Origin of the sequence: Anoxybacillus sp. MB8, assembly GCF_011006755.1 — a bacterium.
GTDB lineage: Bacteria > Bacillota > Bacilli > Bacillales > Anoxybacillaceae > Anoxybacillus > Anoxybacillus gonensis.
Map to the genome: position 1 here is coordinate 1 of NZ_RXXX01000044.1, position 22,190 is coordinate 22,190.

At 41.0% G+C, this 22,190-nt stretch carries 16 protein-coding genes and 12 tRNA genes; 5 read left to right on the plus strand and 23 right to left on the minus strand.

Annotated elements, in window-relative coordinates; all coding sequences use genetic code 11:
* Positions 1 to 821: transposase (locus EKC99_RS12840; RefSeq protein WP_163152202.1), on the minus strand; the 821-nt coding region annotated here is incomplete at its 3' end.
* A 282-nt stretch (positions 822 to 1,103) separates the two neighbouring features.
* Here EKC99_RS12840 and EKC99_RS12845 point away from each other — a divergent pair.
* Both EKC99_RS12845 and cydB read left to right on the plus strand, forming a co-directional pair.
* Complete coding sequence (locus EKC99_RS12845) at positions 1,104 to 2,453, plus strand: cytochrome ubiquinol oxidase subunit I (RefSeq protein ID WP_035063864.1); 1,350 nt, start codon at positions 1,104 to 1,106, stop codon at positions 2,451 to 2,453.
* Positions 2,443 to 3,471, plus strand: a complete 1,029-nt coding sequence (gene cydB, locus EKC99_RS12850; RefSeq protein WP_009361640.1) for a cytochrome d ubiquinol oxidase subunit II — start codon at positions 2,443 to 2,445, stop codon at positions 3,469 to 3,471. Before EKC99_RS12845 ends, cydB begins: the two co-directional genes overlap by 11 nt.
* Before the next feature lie 23 nt (positions 3,472 to 3,494).
* Here cydB and EKC99_RS12855 read toward each other — a convergent pair whose 3' ends face one another.
* From EKC99_RS12855 to EKC99_RS12875, 5 genes are read right to left on the minus strand one after another with little or no spacing between them, the layout of a single operon-like run.
* Positions 3,495 to 4,922 carry an o-succinylbenzoate--CoA ligase gene (locus EKC99_RS12855; RefSeq protein WP_163152204.1) on the minus strand — a complete coding sequence of 476 codons (1,428 nt, stop codon included), beginning with the start codon at positions 4,920 to 4,922 and terminating at the stop codon, positions 3,495 to 3,497.
* Between the two features lie 56 nt (positions 4,923 to 4,978).
* The gene (gene menB, locus EKC99_RS12860; RefSeq protein ID WP_163152206.1) at positions 4,979 to 5,797 is read right to left on the minus strand and encodes a 1,4-dihydroxy-2-naphthoyl-CoA synthase; all 819 of its coding nucleotides are present in this window, start codon (positions 5,795 to 5,797) and stop codon (positions 4,979 to 4,981) included.
* A complete protein-coding gene (menH, locus tag EKC99_RS12865) occupies positions 5,787 to 6,614 on the minus strand; it encodes a 2-succinyl-6-hydroxy-2,4-cyclohexadiene-1-carboxylate synthase (protein ID WP_163152208.1) in 828 nt (275 codons plus the stop codon). The genes menB and menH overlap by 11 nt, the downstream gene beginning before the upstream one ends.
* A gap of 2 nt (positions 6,615 to 6,616) precedes the next feature.
* Entirely contained in the window at positions 6,617 to 8,350 is a 1,734-nt protein-coding gene (gene menD / locus EKC99_RS12870) for a 2-succinyl-5-enolpyruvyl-6-hydroxy-3-cyclohexene-1-carboxylic-acid synthase (protein ID WP_163152210.1), read from the minus strand.
* Entirely contained in the window at positions 8,347 to 9,702 is a 1,356-nt protein-coding gene (locus EKC99_RS12875; RefSeq protein ID WP_163152212.1) for an isochorismate synthase, read from the minus strand. Before EKC99_RS12875 ends, menD begins: the two co-directional genes overlap by 4 nt.
* Before the next feature lie 157 nt (positions 9,703 to 9,859).
* Here EKC99_RS12875 and EKC99_RS12880 point away from each other — a divergent pair, with 157 nt between their 5' ends.
* Positions 9,860 to 10,795 carry a 1,4-dihydroxy-2-naphthoate polyprenyltransferase gene (locus EKC99_RS12880; protein WP_163152214.1) on the plus strand — a complete coding sequence of 312 codons (936 nt, stop codon included), beginning with the start codon at positions 9,860 to 9,862 and terminating at the stop codon, positions 10,793 to 10,795.
* An 85-nt stretch (positions 10,796 to 10,880) separates the two neighbouring features.
* Positions 10,881 to 11,603 carry a yteA family sporulation protein gene (locus EKC99_RS12885; RefSeq protein ID WP_009361647.1) on the plus strand — a complete coding sequence of 241 codons (723 nt, stop codon included), beginning with the start codon at positions 10,881 to 10,883 and terminating at the stop codon, positions 11,601 to 11,603.
* Positions 11,604 to 11,642: 39 nt separating this feature from the next.
* Here EKC99_RS12885 and EKC99_RS12890 read toward each other — a convergent pair whose 3' ends face one another.
* From EKC99_RS12890 to glgB, 5 genes are read right to left on the minus strand one after another with little or no spacing between them, the layout of a single operon-like run.
* Complete coding sequence (locus EKC99_RS12890; RefSeq protein WP_163152216.1) at positions 11,643 to 14,030, minus strand: glycogen/starch/alpha-glucan phosphorylase; 2,388 nt, start codon at positions 14,028 to 14,030, stop codon at positions 11,643 to 11,645.
* Complete coding sequence (gene glgA, locus EKC99_RS12895; RefSeq protein ID WP_163152218.1) at positions 14,017 to 15,471, minus strand: glycogen synthase GlgA; 1,455 nt, start codon at positions 15,469 to 15,471, stop codon at positions 14,017 to 14,019. Before glgA ends, EKC99_RS12890 begins: the two co-directional genes overlap by 14 nt.
* The gene (locus tag EKC99_RS12900) at positions 15,468 to 16,490 is read right to left on the minus strand and encodes a GlgC family sugar phosphate nucleotidyltransferase (protein ID WP_009361650.1); all 1,023 of its coding nucleotides are present in this window, start codon (positions 16,488 to 16,490) and stop codon (positions 15,468 to 15,470) included. Before EKC99_RS12900 ends, glgA begins: the two co-directional genes overlap by 4 nt.
* Entirely contained in the window at positions 16,478 to 17,650 is a 1,173-nt protein-coding gene (locus tag EKC99_RS12905) for a glucose-1-phosphate adenylyltransferase (RefSeq protein WP_009361651.1), read from the minus strand. Before EKC99_RS12905 ends, EKC99_RS12900 begins: the two co-directional genes overlap by 13 nt.
* Positions 17,598 to 19,544 carry a 1,4-alpha-glucan branching enzyme gene (gene glgB, locus EKC99_RS12910; RefSeq protein ID WP_305793594.1) on the minus strand — a complete coding sequence of 649 codons (1,947 nt, stop codon included), beginning with the start codon at positions 19,542 to 19,544 and terminating at the stop codon, positions 17,598 to 17,600. The genes EKC99_RS12905 and glgB overlap by 53 nt, the downstream gene beginning before the upstream one ends.
* A gap of 246 nt (positions 19,545 to 19,790) precedes the next feature.
* Between glgB and EKC99_RS12915 the strand changes: the two genes are divergently transcribed.
* The gene (locus EKC99_RS12915; protein ID WP_163152220.1) at positions 19,791 to 20,747 is read left to right on the plus strand and encodes a cation diffusion facilitator family transporter; all 957 of its coding nucleotides are present in this window, start codon (positions 19,791 to 19,793) and stop codon (positions 20,745 to 20,747) included.
* Positions 20,748 to 20,788: 41 nt separating this feature from the next.
* Here the strand turns inward: EKC99_RS12915 and EKC99_RS12920 are convergent.
* From EKC99_RS12920 to EKC99_RS12975, 12 genes are all read right to left on the minus strand, one after another.
* Positions 20,789 to 20,860, minus strand: a tRNA-Glu gene (locus EKC99_RS12920).
* Positions 20,861 to 20,871: 11 nt separating this feature from the next.
* Positions 20,872 to 20,963, minus strand: a tRNA-Ser gene (locus EKC99_RS12925).
* A gap of 3 nt (positions 20,964 to 20,966) precedes the next feature.
* Positions 20,967 to 21,041: transfer RNA gene (locus EKC99_RS12930), tRNA-Asn, on the minus strand.
* A 13-nt stretch (positions 21,042 to 21,054) separates the two neighbouring features.
* Positions 21,055 to 21,128 (minus strand) — tRNA-Ile (locus EKC99_RS12935).
* Positions 21,129 to 21,133: 5 nt separating this feature from the next.
* Positions 21,134 to 21,204, minus strand: a tRNA-Gly gene (locus tag EKC99_RS12940).
* Between the two features lie 213 nt (positions 21,205 to 21,417).
* Positions 21,418 to 21,493: transfer RNA gene (locus EKC99_RS12945), tRNA-His, on the minus strand.
* Positions 21,494 to 21,501: 8 nt separating this feature from the next.
* Positions 21,502 to 21,574: transfer RNA gene (locus EKC99_RS12950), tRNA-Thr, on the minus strand.
* A 167-nt stretch (positions 21,575 to 21,741) separates the two neighbouring features.
* Positions 21,742 to 21,834 (minus strand) — tRNA-Ser (locus EKC99_RS12955).
* A 14-nt stretch (positions 21,835 to 21,848) separates the two neighbouring features.
* Positions 21,849 to 21,925, minus strand: a tRNA-Ile gene (locus EKC99_RS12960).
* A gap of 8 nt (positions 21,926 to 21,933) precedes the next feature.
* A tRNA-Met gene (locus EKC99_RS12965) sits at positions 21,934 to 22,007 on the minus strand.
* A 12-nt stretch (positions 22,008 to 22,019) separates the two neighbouring features.
* A tRNA-Ala gene (locus EKC99_RS12970) sits at positions 22,020 to 22,095 on the minus strand.
* A 7-nt stretch (positions 22,096 to 22,102) separates the two neighbouring features.
* Positions 22,103 to 22,179: transfer RNA gene (locus EKC99_RS12975), tRNA-Pro, on the minus strand.
* Positions 22,180 to 22,190: the final 11 nt, after the last annotated feature.

The window sequence follows — 22,190 nt, forward strand, 5'->3', positions numbered from 1 at the left end:
AATTGACCATTTCGCATATGATCTTCTTTCAAACGCATGAACGTCGCATCCGTATCCGTCTTGGAGTAACTGTTGCGATCCCCACATACTTCAAGTTGGTGTTCATACTTTTCGCTACGTGGTAGGTAGTCTTCCTTCATTTTCTTCACTGCTTGTTTTAATGGTTGATTGTTTGGTTCTACTTTCAACCGTTCTTCCCACTCTTCCGTTTTCTTTCGAATGTCTTCTGGAGTCAACGTCGAAGGCGTATCTTCCTTCCTTTCTTCTGCCACAATCCCATCAATGTGGGCGATGAGTTGATCTACATTCTTTCTTAATTTCTCTCGGTACTTTTCAGAGGACTTGCGCCAAACGAATGTGTATCGGTTGGCATTTGCTTCAATTTTCGTTCCATCGACGAAATAGTCTTCCATGTTGACGTACCCATCCGCGACGAGCAGAGTGATCATTTCTCGAAATAAGTCGTCAATCAGGCCTTTCATTCGTTCAGAGCGAAATCGGTTAATCGAACGAAAGTCCGGCTTTTGAAATCCACTTAGCCACATGAGTGGAAGATGAACTTCGAGTTGTCGTGCAATCTCGCGACCATGATATATTTTTTGGGTGTAGGCATAAAGGATGATTTTTGTCATCATTTTCGGATGATAAGAAGAAGTGCCTCCACCTTTATAGTATGGAAGAAATGTTTCCATCGGGATACGTTCAACCATTTCATGAACCACATGAGCCATGTTGTCTGGTGGAATAAGATCTGCGATATTCCTTGGCAAAGTGAGGTTATCCATGGTATAATCTTTGAAAGAAATATGATCATGTTTCATAAAAGAATCGCTCCTTTTTTTGGTGTAGTTGTTTTTGGTGACTCAATTTTACCATAAAAAGGGCGATTCTTCTATTTTTGGGCAAAAAAGAAAGGACTAGGCCCAAAGCGCATTAGCGTTTTGGGTCAGCCCCTTTTCTCTTTTTTCATGTTAATAATCGTGAATAGACACATTTTTTTTAAATTATCGCCACAGTTTTGCAACATTTCTCTCATCTCTTCTTCACGTATTGAGGTTACTCTTATACATATGAAAAATATTTAGCATATCGGAGGGGGATATATGAGCGACGTGCTTTTACTTAGCCGTTTTCAATTTGCCATTACGGTTTTTTATCATTTTTTATTCGTCCCGTTAACGATTGGTCTTATTGTTTTAATTGCATGGATGGAAACGCAACACGTACGAACAAAAAATCCGCTCTATCGGCAAATGGCAGACTTTTGGGGAAAATTGTTTGCGATTAACTTCGTCCTCGGTGTTGTGACAGGAATTACAATGGAATTTCAGTTTGGGACAAACTGGTCGGAGTATTCGAAATATATGGGGGATATTTTCGGCTCTCCGCTCGCCATTGAAGCGCTCGTTGCTTTCTTTTTAGAGTCAACATTTATGGGCATTTGGCTATTTGGGAAGGATAAAATTTCACCAAAACTTCGTGCCTTCTCTATCTGGATGGTGGCGCTTGGCACAAACATTTCAGCGCTTTGGATTATCACAGCAAACGGCTTTATGCAAAATCCGGTCGGATATATTGAAAGAAACGGCCGCATCGAACTTCAAAACTTTTGGGAAGTTGTGACAAATCCATATGCATGGCATATGTTCGTTCATACAGTTGTTAGCTGTTATATCGTTGGGGCATTTTTTGTAATGGCGGTTAGTGCTTGGCATTTATTACGCAAACAACATATCGAGTTTTTCAAAAAATCGTTTAAATACGGACTCATTTTAGGATTAATCGCAGCAACAGCTACACCGTTTATCGGGCATAAATCCGCATCATTTGCGGCAAAAATGCAACCTGCCAAAGGGGCAGCTCTTGAAGCTGTGTGGGAAACAAAAGAAAGTTTACCATTTCACATTATTCAAATTCCTGACCCAGAAAATGAGCGTAACATCGTTGAATTTTTAACGATCCCAAAGCTCGGAAGCTACTTTTATACGCACTCGTTTGATGGGAAAGTTGTCGGATTCGATCAAATTCCGAAAGATGAACGTCCGAATGTCAATATCGTCTTTTATTCATTTCGTTTAATGGTAGCACTCGGTCTATACTTTGTCGCTCTATTTTGGTACGGATTTTACTTATATCGTAAAAATAAATTAGTTGAATCACGACGTTTCTTAAAACTTGTGATGTATTCTGTATTGCTTCCGTATGTCGCTATCAACGCTGGCTGGGTCGTTGCGGAAGTCGGGCGTCAACCGTGGACGGTATACGGATTAATGCGCACAGCTGAAGCCGTATCACCTATTTCTCTTTCACAAATTGTTTTCTCACTCGTCAGCTTAGTTTTGTTTTACACCATTTTGCTTATCGCAGACGTGTACTTAATGTTGAAATATGCGAAAAAAGGACCGTACACATCGACGGCTACGAAAGGTGGGGAAATTCAACATGTCTCATGAAACAGTTGCGATCATTTGGTTCGGACTATGGGGACTCATTTGGACGATATACTTTGTGTTAGATGGATATACGCTCGGCACAGGCATGTTGTTTCCGTTTTTAGCGAGAAACCGTCAAGAGCGAAATCAGTTGCAAGAAGCGGTTGGACCGTTTTGGGGCGGAAATGAAGTCTGGTTAATTACAGCTGGAGGGGCAACGTTTGCTGCGTTTCCAGCTGTTTACGCAGATTTATTCAGCTTCTTATATACACCGATGATGCTCATTTTATTCGCGCTCTTTTTCCGTGCAGCTGGATTAGAATTTATGCATAAAGATGATGCACCACTTTGGCAAAAAGGCTGGAAATGGGCATTCACTATTAGCAGTTTTGCTTTAGCGCTTCTGTTTGGTGTTGCCTTTGCTAATTTGTTTTACGGTTTAAAAATTGGTCCATCTGGATATGAAGGAACGTTGTTCACTTTGCTTCATCCGTACGGTCTTTTAGGTGGTTTATTATTTATTAGCTTATTTGCAGTCTCTGGTGCCTTGTGGGTCATGCTAAAAACAGTTGGAGATGTAGCAGAACGTGCCTATAAAGTGGCCCGTCCCGCTTCCGTTGTTGCAACGGTCGTATTATCTCTTTTCTTCGTCGCAACAAGCAATCGTACGCCGCTATTTAACAACTTTACGAAAGCACCCATTCTTTGGATCGTACCCGCACTAGCTTTCGTATGCGCATTGCTCATGCTATTGTTCGTCTGGCAAAAACGAATTGGACTTGCGTTCACAAACATTTGCTTAACTATTTTCACGCTCATGGCCACCGGTTTTATCGGTATGTTCCCAAACATGCTCCCTTCGCGCATCGATAATGAATATAGTACAACGCTTTTTGAGGCGGCAGGAAGTGAATTGAACTTAAAAATTATGCTCGGTGTCGCCATCGTCATGGTGCCGATCGTAGTGGGCTATCAGCTTTGGAGTTATAAACTGTTTAAAGAAAAAATTACAAAAGAAACAGCGAAAGGATATCAATAAAAGGAGGCATCTTCCGCCTCCTTTTATTCATTGATCCACTTTTTTAACTTATGGCGCATCAGTTTGTTAGCGGCATTACGCGGTAAATGATCAACGATATAAATTCGTTTCGGCACTTTATATTTCGCCAGCTTATTCATACAAAACTGCTTTAATTGCTCTTCTGTTGCTGTTACATCATGCAATACGACAAACGCGCATGGCACTTGTCCCCATGTTTCATCAGCCACTCCGACTACGCCTGCTTCTTTTACTGCCTCATGTTGCAAAAGCACGGATTCAATTTCAGCCGGATATACGTTTTCTCCACCAGAAATAATTAAGTCTGAACGGCGGTCAAGCACATATAAAAATCCTTCGTCATCCATATATCCGATATCCCCAGTATGTAGCCAACCATCTTTTAACACAGCCGCTGTTCCTTCCTCATTTCTCCAATATCCTTTCATAACGCTCGGGCCTTTTACAACAATTTCCCCCACTTCATTCGCATTCAGTTGTTTCCCCTCTTTTTCAATACGAACGTTCATATGAAAAAGCGGCTTTCCTGCTGAACCTTGTTTATGACGAGCATCTGGAGATAATGTGGCCACTTGCGAAGCGGTTTCTGTCATACCGTACGTTTGATACACCGGTATATTCCAATAAGCACATGATTGCAACAAAGGAAGTGGCACAGGACCACCGCCAACAAGCATGCAACGAAACGATGAAGGATACGGAGCTTTTAACTCTTGAATCATTTGTTGCACCATTGTGCTGACAGCCGACATCATCGTAATGTTTTGTTGAAAAATGAGCTCATTGATGCGTTTCGCATCAAATGACGACATCACATACACACCAATTCCGTAAATGACGCTCCGCATTAAAATCGACAAACCGCTAACATGAAAAAAAGGAACAGCGGCAAGCCAACAATCATCTTCACGTAATCCAAGATTCAAAGCGGAACCAATTGCACTCCACCAATGATTTCCGTACGTTTGCATAACCCCTTTTGGCTTCCCTGTCGTTCCCGATGTGTACATAATTGTTGCGACATCGTCTAAATTGTACATCGTTTGCCATTTTTCATCTCTTTCACCAAGTTGGGTAACCTCGCTCCATTCGATCGCTCGCTCATCTGGAAAAGGCTCATCACAAATGACAAATCGCGCCCCACTATGTTCTAATTGCCACTTTACTTCGTCTACGGATAAACGTACATTTTGTAATAAAACAATCGCACCAATATAATGGAGGGCGTGAATAAGCTCAACCATATGTACACTATTTTTCATTAAGATAGCTACAACATCCCCTTTTTTTACACCGAGAAAAACAAGTTGTCTTGCTCGTTTTGCCGTTCGTTTATGAAGTTCAGCAAATGAAATCGCTTCTGTTTCATCATATATCGCTATACGATTCGGCGTTAAATACGCACGTTGAAGCAACCAGTTTGGAATCATCTTCACACCACCTTCAAAAAAACAGCTTGATGTGCATACATCAAGCTGTCTTCATTTTACGGAAAACGCGGGAATTGTTTAAAGTTCGGTTTCCGTTTTTCTTTAAATGCATCGCGTCCTTCTTTCGCTTCGTCTGTTGTGTAATAAAGAAGCGTTGCATCCCCTGCAAGTTGTTGGATGCCTGCAAGTCCATCTGTATCTGCATTAAACGCAGCTTTTAAGAAACGAATAGCTGTCGGACTTTTTTCTAAAATTTCTTCCGCCCATTTCACCGTTTCTTCTTCTAATTGTTCAAGTGGAACAATTTTGTTCACTAATCCCATTTCTAACGCCTCTTGAGCGTTGTATTGACGACATAAATACCAAATTTCGCGGGCTTTTTTATGTCCAACAATACGCGCTAAGTAACCAGCACCATATCCTCCATCAAAGCTGCCAACTTTCGGGCCTGTTTGACCGAAGATCGCATTGTCTGCTGCGATAGTTAAATCACAAACAACATGTAGCACATGGCCACCGCCGATCGCATAACCTGCAACCATCGCAATAACCGGTTTTGGAATGACGCGAATTAAGCGTTGTAAGTCTAATACGTTTAAACGTGGAATTTGGTCGTCACCTACATATCCACCATGCCCACGCACTTTTTGGTCGCCACCTGAGCAAAACGCTTTGCCTCCTGCTCCTGTTAAAATAATGACTCCAATATTTGCATCGTCACGAGCATACGCAAACGCATCAATTAACTCCATCACTGTTTTTGGGCGGAACGCATTATGTACTTCTGGACGGTTAATTGTAATTTTTGCAATGCCATTATACGTTTCATACAAAATATCTTCATATTCTCTTTCTTTTACCCATTCAATCGCCATGCAATAAACCTCCTCTTAACACAAATTGTTGAACAAGTGTACAAAATCGTTCACGCTGCTCTAGATGCACAACGTGCCCCGCATTCGGAACGGTGATGAGCGTCCCGTTTGGTAATAATTGTACCATTTCTGACGCAATTCGACAAAACTTTTCATCATCTTCACCACAAATCAACAATGTCGGAATCATCAATTGAGGCAACGCTTCCCACCAAGAAGGTTGCGCTCCTGTTCCCATGCCACGCAAACTGTTAGCTAATCCAATCGCTGTATGCTGTAATCGTTCTTCTCTTATCCGTTGTTGTACATCTTCGGGCAATCGCTTTAAAGAAGAAAATAACGGGATGTTCTCCCACCGATCAACAAACGAAGCAACCCCATGTTGTTCAATAAACTGTGCTAATCGTTCATCTTCTTCCCGACGTTTCATGCGCTCTTCTTCCGTCTTTAGCCCCGGAGAGCTACTTTCTAATATTAACGTTTGCACATACTGAGGATAACGAACTGCAAATGTTAACGCAAGCCGACCACCCATCGAATACCCTAGCACATGGGCTTTTTTTATCCCTAAATGTTCTAAAAGCATAGCGACATCTTGGGCAACCATATCGATATGATATCGTTGTACAGAAGAAGGGGCATCGGTTTGTCCATGACCGAGAATGTCCATTGCTATGCATTGCATATGTTGTTCCCACATCGAAACAAGCGGATGCCACGTTTGACAACTACCTGTAAATCCGTGCAGCAACAAAATAGGCTGTCCATTTCCGTGCCTTTCTACATAATACGTTTGCCCTCGAACGACAAACTTCATGCTCATTCCCCTTTGTTCAACAAGTTGGACATTTCCTGGGAAACATCTTTCCACAATTTCCGATGAACTCCGACATTATATTTACGAGATGAAGGAACTTCAATTACATTTAACGTTGGGCGTGCGAGCGCATCTACCACCGCACGACGAAAATCGTCCCACGTCTCTACTTTTTCATAATGTCCATCATACATGTCTACAACATGATGAAACGATAAATGTGTCGGTGTGCCGAATAACCGTTCAAAATGTTTCGGTTCATTCGCCTGCGGCAAAAAGGAGAAAATACCTCCCCCATTGTTGTTTAAAACAATGATTGTCGCATGTAGCTGTTGCAATTTAGCTGCAAGTAAGCCATTTAAGTCATGATAAAATGACAAGTCGCCAATAACTAGTACAAGTGGTTGCGCAACACAACTCGCTCCAAGAGCGCTCGATACAACTCCATCAATGCCGTTTGCCCCACGATTCGCCAATAAACGAATTCGCTTATGTGATGACATGAAAAACGTATCCGCATCGCGAATAGGCATACTATTTCCAACGAAAAGAGTTGCTTCATCTGGTAATAACTGAGCAAGTTCAATAAATATTTTTCCTTCAAACATATTTTCTTCTTCTTTTGCCTGTAATAGCATTTGCTTCGCTCGTTCGTTCATTTTTTGCCATTGGCTGATCCATTGCGACGACCGAGATGTAGTAGAAGCACGCTGAGCTAACTCATGACAAAATTGCACCTCGTTTGCTTCAATAAACACGTGAAGCGATAAAGTCGGATCGCGCCATTGCCCTGCTTCATCAACAATCATTTGTTTTACTTGTTTATGCCGTTGCAACCAAAGATAAAGTGATTTGGATACAGGCATTGCTCCAAAACGAATAACGACATCAGGGATGAACGCATCTGCAAACGTTTCGCATTTTAACATCGCATCATACGATTCAATAATAAGCTGTTTTCTATGTGTACCTGTTCGCAGTGAAGAAAGCGGATCGGCTAAAATAGGATATTGCAACGCTTCTGCTAGCTCGACCACCGCATCAGCAAACCCTTCCACGTGCAAATCCCCACATACAATGACCCCTTTTTCGACATGGCGTAGTTGTTCATATAATGCATCTATCATCTCTGGCGAAAGGTGTTTATTCCCTCTATACACAGTGCGAGTCGCTAACGGTGTGGAAAATAGCGACTCATTGAGCATTGGAACAAGCGGTTCACGTAACGGCACGTTAATATGAACCGGTCCTGCAGGAACAGATGTTGCAACACATACCGCACGAGCAGCTACCATTTCTGCATAACGAAGCATTTGCTCATTTCCTTCTGGAAGTGCCATATCAACAAACCATTTTACATATGAGCCGTACATATGCAGTTGATCGATCGCTTGCGGTGCTCCGACATCACGCAATTCATGAGGTCGATCAGCTGTAATGACAACGAGCGGAACGCGTGCATAATATGCTTCAACGATAGCTGGATAATAATTCGCTACCGCAGTACCTGATGTACAAACAAGAGCAACCGGTTTTCCAGAAGCTTTCGCCATGCCTAACGCAAAAAAAGCGGCAGAACGTTCATCAATATGAACATGAATATTTAACTGAGGATGTTCAGCCATGACCATCGCAAGAGGAGTGGAACGAGATCCTGGACTAATCACCGCTTGCTGTATCCCCGTATGAACTAATTGCTCAACAAAAGCGGCAACATATGCAGTCATTTCATTCATTTTCTTCCCCCCTCTAACGCTAGTAACATCGGCTTAAACTTTACATTCGTTTCCTCATACTCACTAAGCGGATTAGAATGAGCGACAATCCCACACCCCGCAAATAAATGCGCCTCATTGTCTTCAATCAACGCGGAGCGAATGGCTACTGCAAATTCCCCGTTTCCGTTGGCATCCACCCAACCGATCGGAGCGGCATACCATCCACGATCAAGCGGCTCAATATCCCGAATCGTTTGTACCGCCTTTTCTTTCGGGAATCCCCCAAGCGCTGGCGTCGGGTGAAGTCGTTCAACGAGCGAAAAAATCGAAACTCCTTCCTTTATTTTCGCACGAACAGGTGTGTACAAATGTTGAATATGTCGCATTTTTAACAAAGTCGGCTCACTTGGAACAATCACCTCTTTGCATACTTCATGCATCGCTTGTTCAATCATGTCGACAACGAATGCATGTTCGCGACGATTTTTTTCGTCTTTTAGCAGCCATTGTCCGAGCTCCTCATCCTCTTTCATCGTATGTCCACGACGAATGGAACCAGCGAGACAAGCCGTTTCACACATGTGCCCGTTCTTTTTCACAAGTTGCTCCGGAGAAGCACCGATAAAACAAGATGAGCCGTTTTCAAACGCAAAAATGTAGCTCATTGGTTGCTGTTCACGCAAAGAGCGCAGCACGTGCGAGCAATCAATCCGCTGAGAGAAAGAAAGAAATAACTCGCGCGCTAAAACAACTTTTTCAATTTCTCCGTCTTGAATGAGATCGGTTGCATGACGAACAGCATAAAGCCAGCGATCGCGAGCGACTTCCTCTTTTTCGACAACGTCAACATCATAGTTATCGCTTTCATCATGTATGACAAATAGCGAATCGATCATTTTCTCAAGTTCCGCAAACGATTCATGAACAACATTAACTGTGAGCCATGTTTCCTCTCCGCGCTTTATTAACAAAAATTTCGGGATAACAAACTGAGCGGAAGGAAAATGATCCCAATGTTCAGCAGAGCGTTTCAGCGGATCAAAAGCGAATCCCCCGAACATCAACGGCCCTTCCCCTTCGATGAAAGCGCCTTCTACAATTTGTTGCCAAGCTTTCTCCACTTCTCGAAACCGCTTTTTCGTCTTTTCTTCGCTTTTTATAACTTGCGCATATCCAAGCCCAACAAACGTTTGTTCATGGAAACAGTCTGACCAATAAAAGCGCTGGCCATGAAATAACGTTTCACCAGCGACAAAAAAGGAAAGAGGATCGATTTGCCCCACTCTTACAGTGACACTAACCATATGCTCTTTTTTCTTTAACGCATCACGCAATTGGTCAATAACTTTGTTTTGATATAAAGTAACCACTTTGTATCACGCCTATACTTAATCTTTTTGTCCCTTTTCCATTATAATATTGTTCTTTAGAGATAGGAAACAATTTATATTGTCAAGACATTGACACATTTTCCCCGCTTCCCTAAACTTATTGTGAACGACATTTTAATTAAAGGAGAAGAATGGCATGCCAACACCAGTACGTTCAAATGCTCAAACTGTTCACTATAAACGAGACTGGCGCGTTTGGTGGCGCTTATTGCGACCACACACGCTCACTGCAGCGTTCGTTCCCGTTTCTATTGGTACTGTGCTTGCAGTAGAAGAAGCACCAATTCACTTTCCTTTATTTTTTGCCATGCTCGTAGCTTCACTATTTATCCAAGCAGCAACAAATATGTTTAACGAATATTACGACTATAAACGTGGGCTCGATACACCTGAATCTGTCGGAATCGGTGGAGCAATCGTGCGCGACGGCATTTCCCCGAAAACTGTTTTATTGCTTGCTTGGTCTTTTTTTGCTATTGCTATGCTACTTGGTATTTATATTTGCGTCAATAGCAGTTGGTGGTTAGCCGTCATCGGCACAATTTGCATGGCAGCAGGATATTTTTACACAGGTGGCCCCATTCCGATCGCTTATACCCCATTTGGTGAATTGGCAGCAGGTTTTTTCATGGGGCTCACCATTATTTTAATTTCATTTTTTATTCAAACAGGCATAATAACAACAACACCTATTCTTGTCTCTGTTCCCATTTCCATTTTAGTTGGAGCCATTTTATTAGCGAATAACATTCGTGACTTAGACGGAGATAAAAGAAGCGGTCGAAAAACGTTAGCCATTTTACTTGGAAGAAAAAAAGCGATTTGGCTATTAGGTGGCATGTTTGTTACATCATTTTTATGGATTGTATTGCTTGTTTTCACAAAAACGATTTCGCCATGGACCTTGCTCGTATTGTTTAGCGTTCCGAAAGCATGGAAAGCAACAAAAGGATTTATTGGAAAGACAAAACCAATAGACATGATGCCAGCAATGAAAGCGACCGCTCAGACAAATACACAATTTGGATTTTTACTTGTCGTTGGTCTGTTTATTCATTATTGGCTACAATAATTGTCCAGAAAAAACCATAGCCTTTTCGCTATGGTTTTTTCTTTTTCGTTCATACTATGTGTAGTCTAATTCGAGGAGGGATGATATGCAAACTTTGCGTGAACGCTTGTTACAAGAAAAACAACAAATTGTACAACGGTTGAAACAAAATGATCATTTCGGTCTCATACGAGCATCTGCTCATGACTCGGTTGGGGAACTATCGAATTATGACAATCATCCTGCCGACAGCGGAACAGAACTATATGAGCGAGAAAAAGATATCGCCTTAAACGAACATACGAAACGAGAACTTCACGATATTGAACGGGCGCTTCAAGCAATGGAAGATGGAACGTACGGAATTTGTGAAGTATGTGGAAAGGCTATCCCAGTCGAACGTCTTGAAGCCATCCCAACGACGACATTTTGTAAAGAACATAGCCCTGACCAAGTTGTTTCGCAACAACGCCCGATCGAAGAAAGCGTCTTGTCTCCTCCATTTGGTGAATTTGTCGTTCATAAAGAAGCAGAAACATTTGATGCCGAAGATAGTTGGCAAAAAGTTGCGCGCTTCGGTACATCCGAAACACCTTCAGATGTCCAAGAAGATACTGTACATTATGATCGAATGTATATCGATGCCGGAGAACAAATCGGTTATGTCGAGCCGTTTGAAACATTTGCAGCCACAGACCTTTACGGAACAGGTATTACGATTTATCCAAACATTGTACATGAACAATATGAACAAGTGCTTGACGACGAGCAACTGATGTCTCCGCTCGGTGATCTTCCAGCATATGAAAAAGATCCTTATACTTCTTAAAAAAGTCCTGTGAGCATCTCTGCTTACAGGACTTTTTTATTAACGAATATGCCAAATATCATGAGCGTACTCTTCAATCGTTCGGTCGCTTGAAAAATATCCTGAACAGGCAATGTTCACAACGCTCATTTCCAACCATTTTCTTCGATCTTCATACGTTGCGCCAACTCGTTGTTGCGCATCAGCATACGATGCAAAATCGCGTAAAACAAAGTATTGATCATTATGAGCGAGCAGTGAATCATAAATCGGTTCAAAATGATCGTACGCATCAGGAAAAAAGCCATTGACTAGTTGATTAACGACTTGATGAATGCGTTGATCGTGATGATAATATTCGTACGAATGGTATCCGCCATTCGCGTAATAGTGCAACACTTCTTCTGCCTTTAGCCCAAAAATAAACATATTTTCATGACCAACCCGCTCTAAAATTTCAATATTTGCTCCATCTAGCGTTCCGATCGTCACAGCTCCGTTCATCATAAATTTCATATTCCCAGTTCCAGATGCCTCTTTACTAGCAGTCGAAATTTGTTCACTTACATCAGCAGCTGGGAAAATTTTTTCCGCCAACGAAACACGATAATTTTCTAGGAAAATGACTTTTAATCGTCCATTAATTTGCTCATCACTATTCACTTTTTGTGCAACCGAATTAATTAGCTTAATGATTCGTTTCGCATAATGATATCCCGGTGATGCCTTTGCACCAAAAATAAACGTGCGTGGATGCATGTCGAAATGCTCATCTTCTTTTAATCGGTTATATAAATGCATAATGTGCAGCACATTTAACAACTGTCTTTTATACGCATGTAACCTTTTTACTTGTACATCAAAAATAGATGAATCGTCCACCGCAACACCTGTTTTTTCATAAATATATGTCGCCAACTGTTGTTTATGGTAATGCTTTACTTTCGCTAATTCATCTTGAAATGAACGATCCGTTGCATACTTTCTTAGTTGAATCAGCTGTTCCGGTTGTTTTATCCAATCCGTTCCGATCGCCTCCGTAATAAGAGAAGAAAGCTGTGGATTGGCTTTCAACAACCAACGACGATGTGTAATGCCATTCGTTTTATTATTAAACTTTTCAGGAAAGTATTCATAAAACAGCTTCATTTCACGATGCTTTAAAATTTCAGAATGTATTTTTGCTACACCATTCACACTATAGCTTCCTACAATCGCTAAATGAGCCATTTTAACAAGCCCGTGAGCAATAATGGCCATCTCCTCGATCCTTTTCCAGTCACCAGGATATCGATTCCATAAATCGCGACAAAAACGTTCATTAATTTCTTGCACAATCATATAAATTCGTGGCAATAGCGGTTGAAAAATGTAAATTGGCCATTTTTCCAACGCTTCCGACAACGTTGTATGGTTTGTATAAGAAATTGTGTTTGTCGTAATATGCCACGCTTCGTCCCATCCCATTCCTTCCTCATCTAACAAAATACGCATAAGCTCTGGAATGGCTAACACAGGGTGGGTATCATTCACGTGAATGGCCACGTGGCGGTGAAAATGTTGCAAATGCCCATACCGTTGCCGATAATCGCGTACGATGCTCCCGATGCTTGCTGCAACAAGAAAATATTGCTGTTTCAATCTTAAAATTTTTCCTTCATCATGTGTGTCGTCTGGGTATAAAAATTCAGAAATCGCTTCCGTTTCTCGCTTATACTGCATGACATGTTTATGAAGCGGAAATTTTGCAGGCTCGGCACTCCATAATCGCAACGTATTTACAGTCGTCGTATCATATCCAATGACAGGCATATCATAAGGAACAGCCATTACCTTTTCGGCATCATAATGTCGGAACGTTAATCGACCATCTTGTTCGTAGCATTCCACTTTTCCCCAAAAATTGACTTCTACCGCTAAATCTTCTTTTTTCACTTCCCATACATTCCCGTGACGCAACCATTGTTCTGGGAGTTCTACTTGATAACCGTTCACTATTTTTTGATCAAACAAACCATGTTTATAACGAATGCCCTGCCCATGCCCAGGCAAATCAAGGGAAGCAAGAGAGTCTAAAAAACAAGCAGCAAGACGCCCGAGCCCCCCGTTTCCTAGACCAGCATCCATTTCAACTTCTTCAATATGAGTTAGCTCAATGCCTAGTTCTTTTAATCCTTCTTCCACGACATCACGTATACCAAGATTCATTAAATTGCTTCCTAGTAAACGTCCTAATAAAAATTCAATCGACAAATAATATACTTGCTTCTTATGTTCAGCACGATATCGTTCATTTGTCTGAATCCAATGTTTACTAATATACTCACGAATCATATGCCCTAGCGTATTGTACTGATCGAGAACCGTCGATTCCCAAAAACGTTTTCCGTACATCATTTCTAGTCGTTTCAAAAACGTTTGTTTAAACTCTTCCTTATTCGTGAACATAGATGCCACTCCCAGCCATTAGTTCGTCGTATAATTGGTTGTATTTGAATGCCGATTTTGCCCAACTGTAATCCCGACTCATTGCCTGCTTCATCACCGTTTCCCATACTTCTTTTTGTTCATAAAATGAACGCGCACGTTGAATCGTATATAACATGTCATGTGCATTAAAGTTTTTAAACGTAAATCCTGTTCCTTCTTTTGTAAATTCATTAAACGATTGCACTGTATCGTTTAATCCACCCGTTTCTCGAACGATCGGCACAGCTCCATAACGCATCGCAATCATTTGACCAAGGCCACACGGTTCAAATTTAGACGGCATTAAAAACATATCTGCTCCAGCATAAATTTGATGTGCAAGCTGTTCTGAAAATCCAATATATACGCGCACACGATCTGGATATGTCAGCGCCATCTCATGAAAGAAATGTTCAAACTCCCATTCTCCTGTTCCAAGGATGATCATTTGCACATTTTCAGCAATGATTTCGTGAAATACGCATTTGACTAAATCTAATCCTTTTTGTTTCGTTAACCGTGAAACAATCGCGATGACCGGAACGTCTTCTTCTGACGGTAATGAAAAATGTTGTTGTAACGCTCGCTTATTAATACTTTTTCGCGCAATTGTCGTCACATCATAAGGCACTGCAATATATGGATCTTTTTTTGGGTTATATATGTCATCATCAATTCCATTTAAAATTCCAACTAAATGCGAGCTTCTCGCGCGCAATAATCCGTCAAGCCGTTCACCATAATATGGAGTTTGAATCTCTTCTTTATACGTTGGGCTAACTGTCGTAATCATATGCGCTGAGACGAGAGCCCCTTTCATGAAACTAACATGCCCGTAAAACTCTAAATGTTCAATCGAAAAATAACGGTCGCTTAAATTTAGCAAGTCCCCTAAAATCTCGCGTGGAAAAATGCCTTGAAACTGCAAATTATGAATGGTAAATACCGTTTTCATTTGCGCGTAAAATGAGTTTTTCGTATATTCTTCACGCAATAAAAATGGGATCATTCCTGTGTGCCAATCATGACAATGAATGACATTCGGTTGAAAACCGATGACGGGAAGAGAATCGAGAACGGCTCGACAAAAATATGAAAAACGCTCACCGTCATCGTAATGCCCGTATAAAGAATCTCGCTTAAAGTAATATTCGTTGTCGACGAAATAGTATGTCATTCCTTCGTATTCTAATTGTTCAATTCCACAATATTGTCTTCTCCAGCCAACACGAACGACAAGCTCAGCAATTTTAGTCATTTTTTGGCGCATATGTTGCGGAATGACCCCATATTTAGGAAGCATCACACGCACATCTGTACCGAGCTTTTTCAACTCTTTCGGCAATGCACCTGCAACATCAGCTAAACCACCTGTTTTCACAAACGGTACACACTCTGATACGACAAATAACACTTTCACGATTTCATCAGCGCTCCTTGTATTGTCCCTTTTCGAATGACGATTGGCTGATTCGGTGTTCCAATTAATTTTATCCCATCACCAATGCGAGCATCTTTATCAACAATCACGTATTCAAGATGACAATGATCTCCGATTTGACTTTTTTGCATAATAATACTGCTGCGTACAACAGTTCCTTTTCCTATTTTCACCGCTCTAGAAATAATACTATTTTCAATTTCTCCTTCAATGATGCATCCATTCGCAACCATTGCATTATGCACACAAGCATATGATGTATATTTCGTCGGTGGTTCATCTTTTACTTTCGTATAAATCGGTCTTCCTTTTAAAAACAACTGCTTCCACACATCTGGCTGAAGAAGTTCTAAGCTATGGTGAAAATAACGTTCGATGCTATCAATAACTGCGACATACCCATCATATTCATAGTCACATACGGTTAACCCATTTCCTTCATCACTCACCACATCAACAATACTTCGATATTGATTTCTTTGTTGGTTAGCGATTAAATCAAGCAACAATGATGTTTCTAAAATAAACATATCAAGCGATTTCCCACGATAACATACACGGGTAATGTCGCACCCGTTAGTTATATGACGTCGCAATACTTCCTCATAATCAATATTGCACACCGTATAACTGTTGCAAATAAGAGCGTACTTTTGTGTGCTTCGCAAAAAATAGTCAATATGTTGTTGAAAATGTTGAAACGAACCGATATGAGAAATCGGAAGGTCAGGCGAAGGGAAGAAGAACAATCCATCACGTTTCCGATTCAAATCCCAATTCTTTCCTGAACCAAGATGGTCCATTAATGAACGATATTGATACTTTGGGAAAATGGCGACACTTTCAATACCTGAGTTCACCATATTTGATAAAACAAAATCAATTAGCCGATAGCGCCCAGCAAATGGAACAGCTGCAATGGAACGTTGGAGCGTCAAATCACTCATTTCCGACTTATATGTCGTTGCATCAATGACCCCAAGCATTAATTTTCCCACGTTTTCTCATCCTCTCTCTCAGAAAAATGTCCCAAAATCTCCTCTGTCACAAGAATGACTTCCCCTTCATATTGATCCGCACAAATAAACGTTCCATCAGGAATTTCCACATTTGGAGGAACAATTGCTTTTTCAATGTATACATTTTTCCCAATCACTGCATTAGGCATAACAACACAATCTTTTACTTTAGCACCTTGTGAAATGTACACCCCTTGAAACAAAACAGAATGCTCGACATCCCCTTCAACAATACATCCCTCATTCACTAAAGACTCCTTCACTTGCGCGTATGGAGCAATATATTGTGGTGGTTCATTCGGGTTCACAGAATAAATGCGCCACGTATGATCAAATAAATTTAATGCTGGAGTATCTTCGAGTAAATCCATATTTGCTTCCCATAAACTTTTGACCGTCCCAACGTCTTTCCAATATCCTTTAAACGGATAGGCCACAAGCCGCTTTTTTTCTTCAATCAGTAAAGGAATAATATCTTTGCCAAAGTCGTGGCTTGAACGATCATTTCGATTGTCCATTTCTAAATACTCTTTCAAAACAGACCATTTAAAAATATAAATGCCCATAGACGCTAAATTGTTTTTCGGATGGGCTGGCTTCTCCTCAAACTCTACAATTTCCATCTCTTCATTTGTGTTCATAATTCCAAAACGGCTCGCTTCTTCCCATGGTACTTCAATAACAGAAATTGTAACATCTGCCTTTTTTTCAATATGGTATTGCAGCATCTCCGCATAATTCATTTTATAAATATGGTCACCGGAAAGAATGAGCACATACTCCGGATCGTATTGCTTCAAGTAGTTTAAGTTTTGATAAATAGCATTCGCTGTTCCTTTATACCATCGCATTTCCGACGATTCAGCATACGGAGGGAGAACGGTTACCCCTCCATTTTTCCGATCTAAATCCCATGCACTTCCAATTCCAATATACGTATTTAACTCTAACGGCTGATATTGAGTGAGCACTCCAACAGTATCAATGCCTGAATTAGCACAATTGCTTAATGTAAAATCGATAATGCGGTACTTTCCTCCAAACGGAACAGCTGGTTTAGCTAAATTTTTTGTTAATGAGCTTAATCTACTTCCTTGTCCCCCTGCGAGTAGCATAGCGACGCACTTTTTTCGTACCATGGCTTTCCTTCCCTTCTCTTTTTCTTATTGGTCGTAAAATCGTAATGGCATACGGAGGAATCGTCATCCGAATATGATGCGGCTTTCCGTGATACGGCTCTTCATGTGCCACAAGCACTTTTTTGTTTATGTGCCCCGCACCACCGTACATCACTTCATCGCTATTGAATACTTCTCGATACGATGTAAGAAATGGCACACCAATTTTGTAATCGTCATACACGATATTAGTAAAATTACAAACGACAATTAACGCATCTTCTTCTTTTTTTCCTCGTCGAATAAAAGAAAAAATACTTTGTTCAGCATTGTTCACATCAATCCATTCAAACCCATTTGGATCGTGATCACACTCATATAATGCTTTTTGCTTTTTATAAAAATTCGTGAGAGATTTCACGTATTCATCCATTTTTCGATGCATATCAAAATCAAATAATACCCAGTCGAGTTGTTCTAAATCTTTCCACTCATCGAACTGTCCAAACTCCCCACCCATAAACAACAGTTTTTTCCCTGGATGCGTCATAAAATATCCATAAAGCAAGCGAAGTTGAGCAAATTTATCCCAATAATCGCCCGGCATTTTGTTTAATAATGATTTTTTTCCATGTACTACTTCATCATGAGATAAAGGCAAAATGAAATTTTCTGTGTAGGCATACAACAACGAAAACGTCATTTTATGATGCATATATTTTCGATCATGCATGCTCGTTTCCATATAACTTAATACATCGTTCATCCATCCCATGTTCCATTTGTAGTTAAATCCTAAACCACCATCATACGTCGGGGCAGTCACTTTCGGCCAATCTGTTGAATCTTCTGCAATCATTAATACATTCGGATCAAAAGCAAATACAACCTCATTTAATTTTTTTAAAAATGAAATAGCGTATGGATTTGGATGCAGTACATCGCTGTTTGGCCAATAAAGCATATTTGCAACCGCATCAACACGAAAACCGTCAATATGATAATGTTCTAACCAAAACAAAGCGTTCGAAATTAAAAAGCTATGCACTTCTGGTTTCCCTAAATCGAAATTTGCTGTTCCCCACACAATATTTTCGCGATCTTGCATATTCATATATTCATATGTCGGCTCACCATCAAACATATATAACCCATGCGCATCTTTACAAAAATGTCCCGGTACCCAATCTAAAATGACTCCAATTCCTTCCTGATGACAACGATCAATGAAATACATTAAATCATGAGGCGTTCCATAACGGCTTGTTGCAGCATAATAACCTGTTCCTTGATATCCCCAAGAACGATCGAGCGGGTGCTCAATAAGCGGCAAAAGTTCAATGTGAGTAAATCCATGTTCAACAACATACGGAATTAACTCATCTGCCATCTCTTTATATGTATAAAATTTCCCATCATCTTTCTTCTTCCATGTACCAAAATGAACTTCATAAATAAACATCGGTTGTTCATAAATCGGTTTTCGCTTCTTTTTTCTTTGCCAAGCTTGATCATTCCATTTATATCCTTTTAAATCATATACAATAGAGGCAGTATTGGGGCGTTCTTCTGCGTAAAAAGCATATGGATCTGCTTTCAGAACGATATGTCCATCTCTTGTCATGATTTCGTATTTGTATAAATGTCCTTCTAAATTTTCAGGGACGACAATCATCCATACTCCTTGCTCGTTTATTTTTGTTAACTTGTGCTTTTCTCCGTTCCAATCGTTAAACGTTCCAACAAGACGAACTTCTCTGGCGTGCGGGGCCCATACACAAAAACGGGTTTGGATCGCTCCATCTCGTTTGATAAGATGTGCACCAAACAATTGATAACTTTGATAAAACGTTCCTTCGTGAAATAAATGCATCTGCAAATCGGTTGGACTCATTGTCAACAAATGTTCATCCATCCTTTCTTAAATGAGTACGAAAACAATTCCGTACTGAATATATTACACGAAGTCATATAAAATTCCTGTAAGAAAATTAAGATATTTTTCGACAATGTTCAACAAATCACATGTTGAATGAAATGAAAATCAATACGAACGTCCATAAATTTGTCGCTTGAGTGACAAATGATAATTATATAAAATAGTTTATAGTAATTATTATTTATTTTTTTTAATATTAATTTTAAATAAAGGAGAATGCATATGTATGATTTTCATCATTTACCGCATATGAAAGTACAAACGACATCAAAGAAAGCTCTTTGGACAACGCTGTTATTAACGACTTTTTTCACCATTGTTGAAATTGTAGGGGGGATTTTGTCTAATTCGCTTGCTCTATTGTCAGACTCAGCCCATATGGCCTCTGACGTCATCGCATTAGGTTTAAGCATGGTTGCCATTTATTTTGCTTCTCGCCCACCAAATAAAAAGTTTACATTTGGCTATTTACGATTTGAAATTATCGCTTCATTTTTAAATGGGCTTGCGCTTGTCATCATTTCCATTGGAATTTTTATTGAAGGAATTCGTCGGTTTATTCATCCTGAAAGCATCCAATTTTCCTTCATGCTAACTATCGCAACGATCGGATTTGTCGTTAATCTTGTGTTAACAATCGTTCTAAGTCGCAGCATAAAAGAAGAAGAAAATTTAAATGTAAAAAGCGCCTTATGGCACTTTATTGGTGACTTACTCAGCTCGATTGGTGTCATCATCTCAGCGATTTTAATTTACTTTACAGGGCTATATATGTTTGACCCACTCATTAGCATCATCATCGGTGCCATTATTTTTGTAGGCGGCTTAAAAATTGTGAGAGAATCGTATTTTATTTTAATGGATGCAGTGCCACATGAATTTGACATCGAGCGTATTCGTGCTGATATCCTTTCTATTGAAGGGGTAGAAGATGTACATGAGTTACACATTTGGTCCATTTCAACAGATCATTATTCCTTAACAGCACATGTTCTTATTCACGAGCATATTCAACCATTTTGTGTTATTTTAGCCATTAATGAAATGTTAAAAGAACGATACAACCTCTCCCATGTCACCGTTCAAGTTGAACATCCTTCTATTCATCAACATGGGGAATATGGAAAGAAATTTTTAGAGAAGAAAAAGAACATGCATGTAGATTTGAGAGAAATATAAAAAAGGACATCTCATTTATATGAGATGTCCTTTTTTACTAGTGACCCGTACGGGATTCGAACCCGTGTTACCGCCGTGAAAGGGCGGTGTCTTAACCACTTGACCAACGGGCCGTGTGTGGCAATGGCGGAGAAGGCGGGATTTGAACCCGCGCGCCGCAAAACGCGACCTAACGGTTTAGCAAACCGTCCCCTTCAGCCACTTGGGTACTTCTCCAAATGGCTCCGCAGGTAGGATTCGAACCTACGACCGCTCGGTTAACAGCCGAGTGCTCTACCACTGAGCTACTGCGGAATAAAAACTATAATGGGCCTAAGTGGACTTGAACCACCGACCTCACGCTTATCAGGCGTGCGCTCTAACCAGCTGAGCTATAGGCCCACGTAAGCGGGTGATGGGAATCGAACCCACGACATCAGCTTGGAAGGCTGAGGTTTTACCACTAAACTACACCCGCACAATAAATTACTCACATAACTATTTTTTACTTCTACGCTTTGTCATGCCTCTTCCTCTACTCGCTTATTCAATGATGATGGATGCGTCGAGGCAACTCGGCGATTACTCGACGATGTGTCGCTCGTGGCTGAGGTTTTACCACTAAACTACACCCGCACGATAAATTACTTACACAGCTATTTTTTACTTGTACGCTTTATCATACAATTTATGGGGCGACTAGTGGGAATCGAACCCACGAATGCCAGAGCCACAATCTGGTGCGTTAACCACTTCGCCATAGCCGCCACAATGATGCCGGCTGCAGGACTTGAACCCGCAACCTACTGATTACAAGTCAGTTGCTCTACCAATTGAGCTAAGCCGGCACAATATGAAGTGCATCAAACTTTTAGATCGTTTGTCAGTTGTGCCTCTTCCTCTACTAGCGCATTCAATGATGATAGATGCGTCGAGGCAACTCGTAGCTTATTCGCTGAAGCTTTGCTCGTCTCTACCAATTGAGCTAAGCCGGCACAAGAAGAAAATCAGTTTATGGCGGAGGAGGAGGGATTCGAACCCCCGCGCGCCTTTCGACGCCTCTCGGTTTTCAAGACCGACCCCTTCAGCCAGACTTGGGTACTCCTCCGTATAATATGAACATGGTGGACCTTGTAGGACTCGAACCTACGACCGGACGGTTATGAGCCGTCTGCTCTAACCAGCTGAGCTAAAGGTCCTAAGCTAGTAGCGGCGGAGGGAATCGAACCCCCGACCTTACGGGTATGAACCGTACGCTCTAGCCAGCTGAGCTACGCCGCCATTATAAATAGATGGTGGAGCCTATCGGGATCGAACCGATGACCTCCTGCGTGCAAAGCAGGCGCTCTCCCAGCTGAGCTAAGGCCCCTTGAAAATGGTCGGGAAGACAGGATTCGAACCTGCGACCCCATGGTCCCAAACCATGTGCTCTACCAAGCTGAGCTACTTCCCGTCCTCATTACG

Bases quoted from the DNA above. Each gene is read 5' to 3' on its own strand.
- EKC99_RS12845 (WP_035063864.1), top strand. From the start codon at position 1,104: ATGAGCGACGTGCTTTTACTTAGCCGTTTTCAATTTGCCATTACGGTT.
- cydB (WP_009361640.1), top strand. From the start codon at position 2,443: ATGTCTCATGAAACAGTTGCGATCATTTGGTTCGGACTATGGGGACTC.
- EKC99_RS12855 (WP_163152204.1), bottom strand. From the start codon at position 4,922: ATGATTCCAAACTGGTTGCTTCAACGTGCGTATTTAACGCCGAATCGT.
- menB (WP_163152206.1), bottom strand. From the start codon at position 5,797: ATGGCGATTGAATGGGTAAAAGAAAGAGAATATGAAGATATTTTGTAT.
- menH (WP_163152208.1), bottom strand. From the start codon at position 6,614: ATGAAGTTTGTCGTTCGAGGGCAAACGTATTATGTAGAAAGGCACGGA.
- menD (WP_163152210.1), bottom strand. From the start codon at position 8,350: ATGAATGAAATGACTGCATATGTTGCCGCTTTTGTTGAGCAATTAGTT.
- EKC99_RS12880 (WP_163152214.1), top strand. From the start codon at position 9,860: ATGCCAACACCAGTACGTTCAAATGCTCAAACTGTTCACTATAAACGA.
- EKC99_RS12885 (WP_009361647.1), top strand. From the start codon at position 10,881: ATGCAAACTTTGCGTGAACGCTTGTTACAAGAAAAACAACAAATTGTA.
- EKC99_RS12890 (WP_163152216.1), bottom strand. From the start codon at position 14,030: ATGTTCACGAATAAGGAAGAGTTTAAACAAACGTTTTTGAAACGACTA.
- EKC99_RS12905 (WP_009361651.1), bottom strand. From the start codon at position 17,650: ATGGTACGAAAAAAGTGCGTCGCTATGCTACTCGCAGGGGGACAAGGA.
- glgB (WP_305793594.1), bottom strand. From the start codon at position 19,544: ATGGATGAACATTTGTTGACAATGAGTCCAACCGATTTGCAGATGCAT.
- EKC99_RS12915 (WP_163152220.1), top strand. From the start codon at position 19,791: ATGTATGATTTTCATCATTTACCGCATATGAAAGTACAAACGACATCA.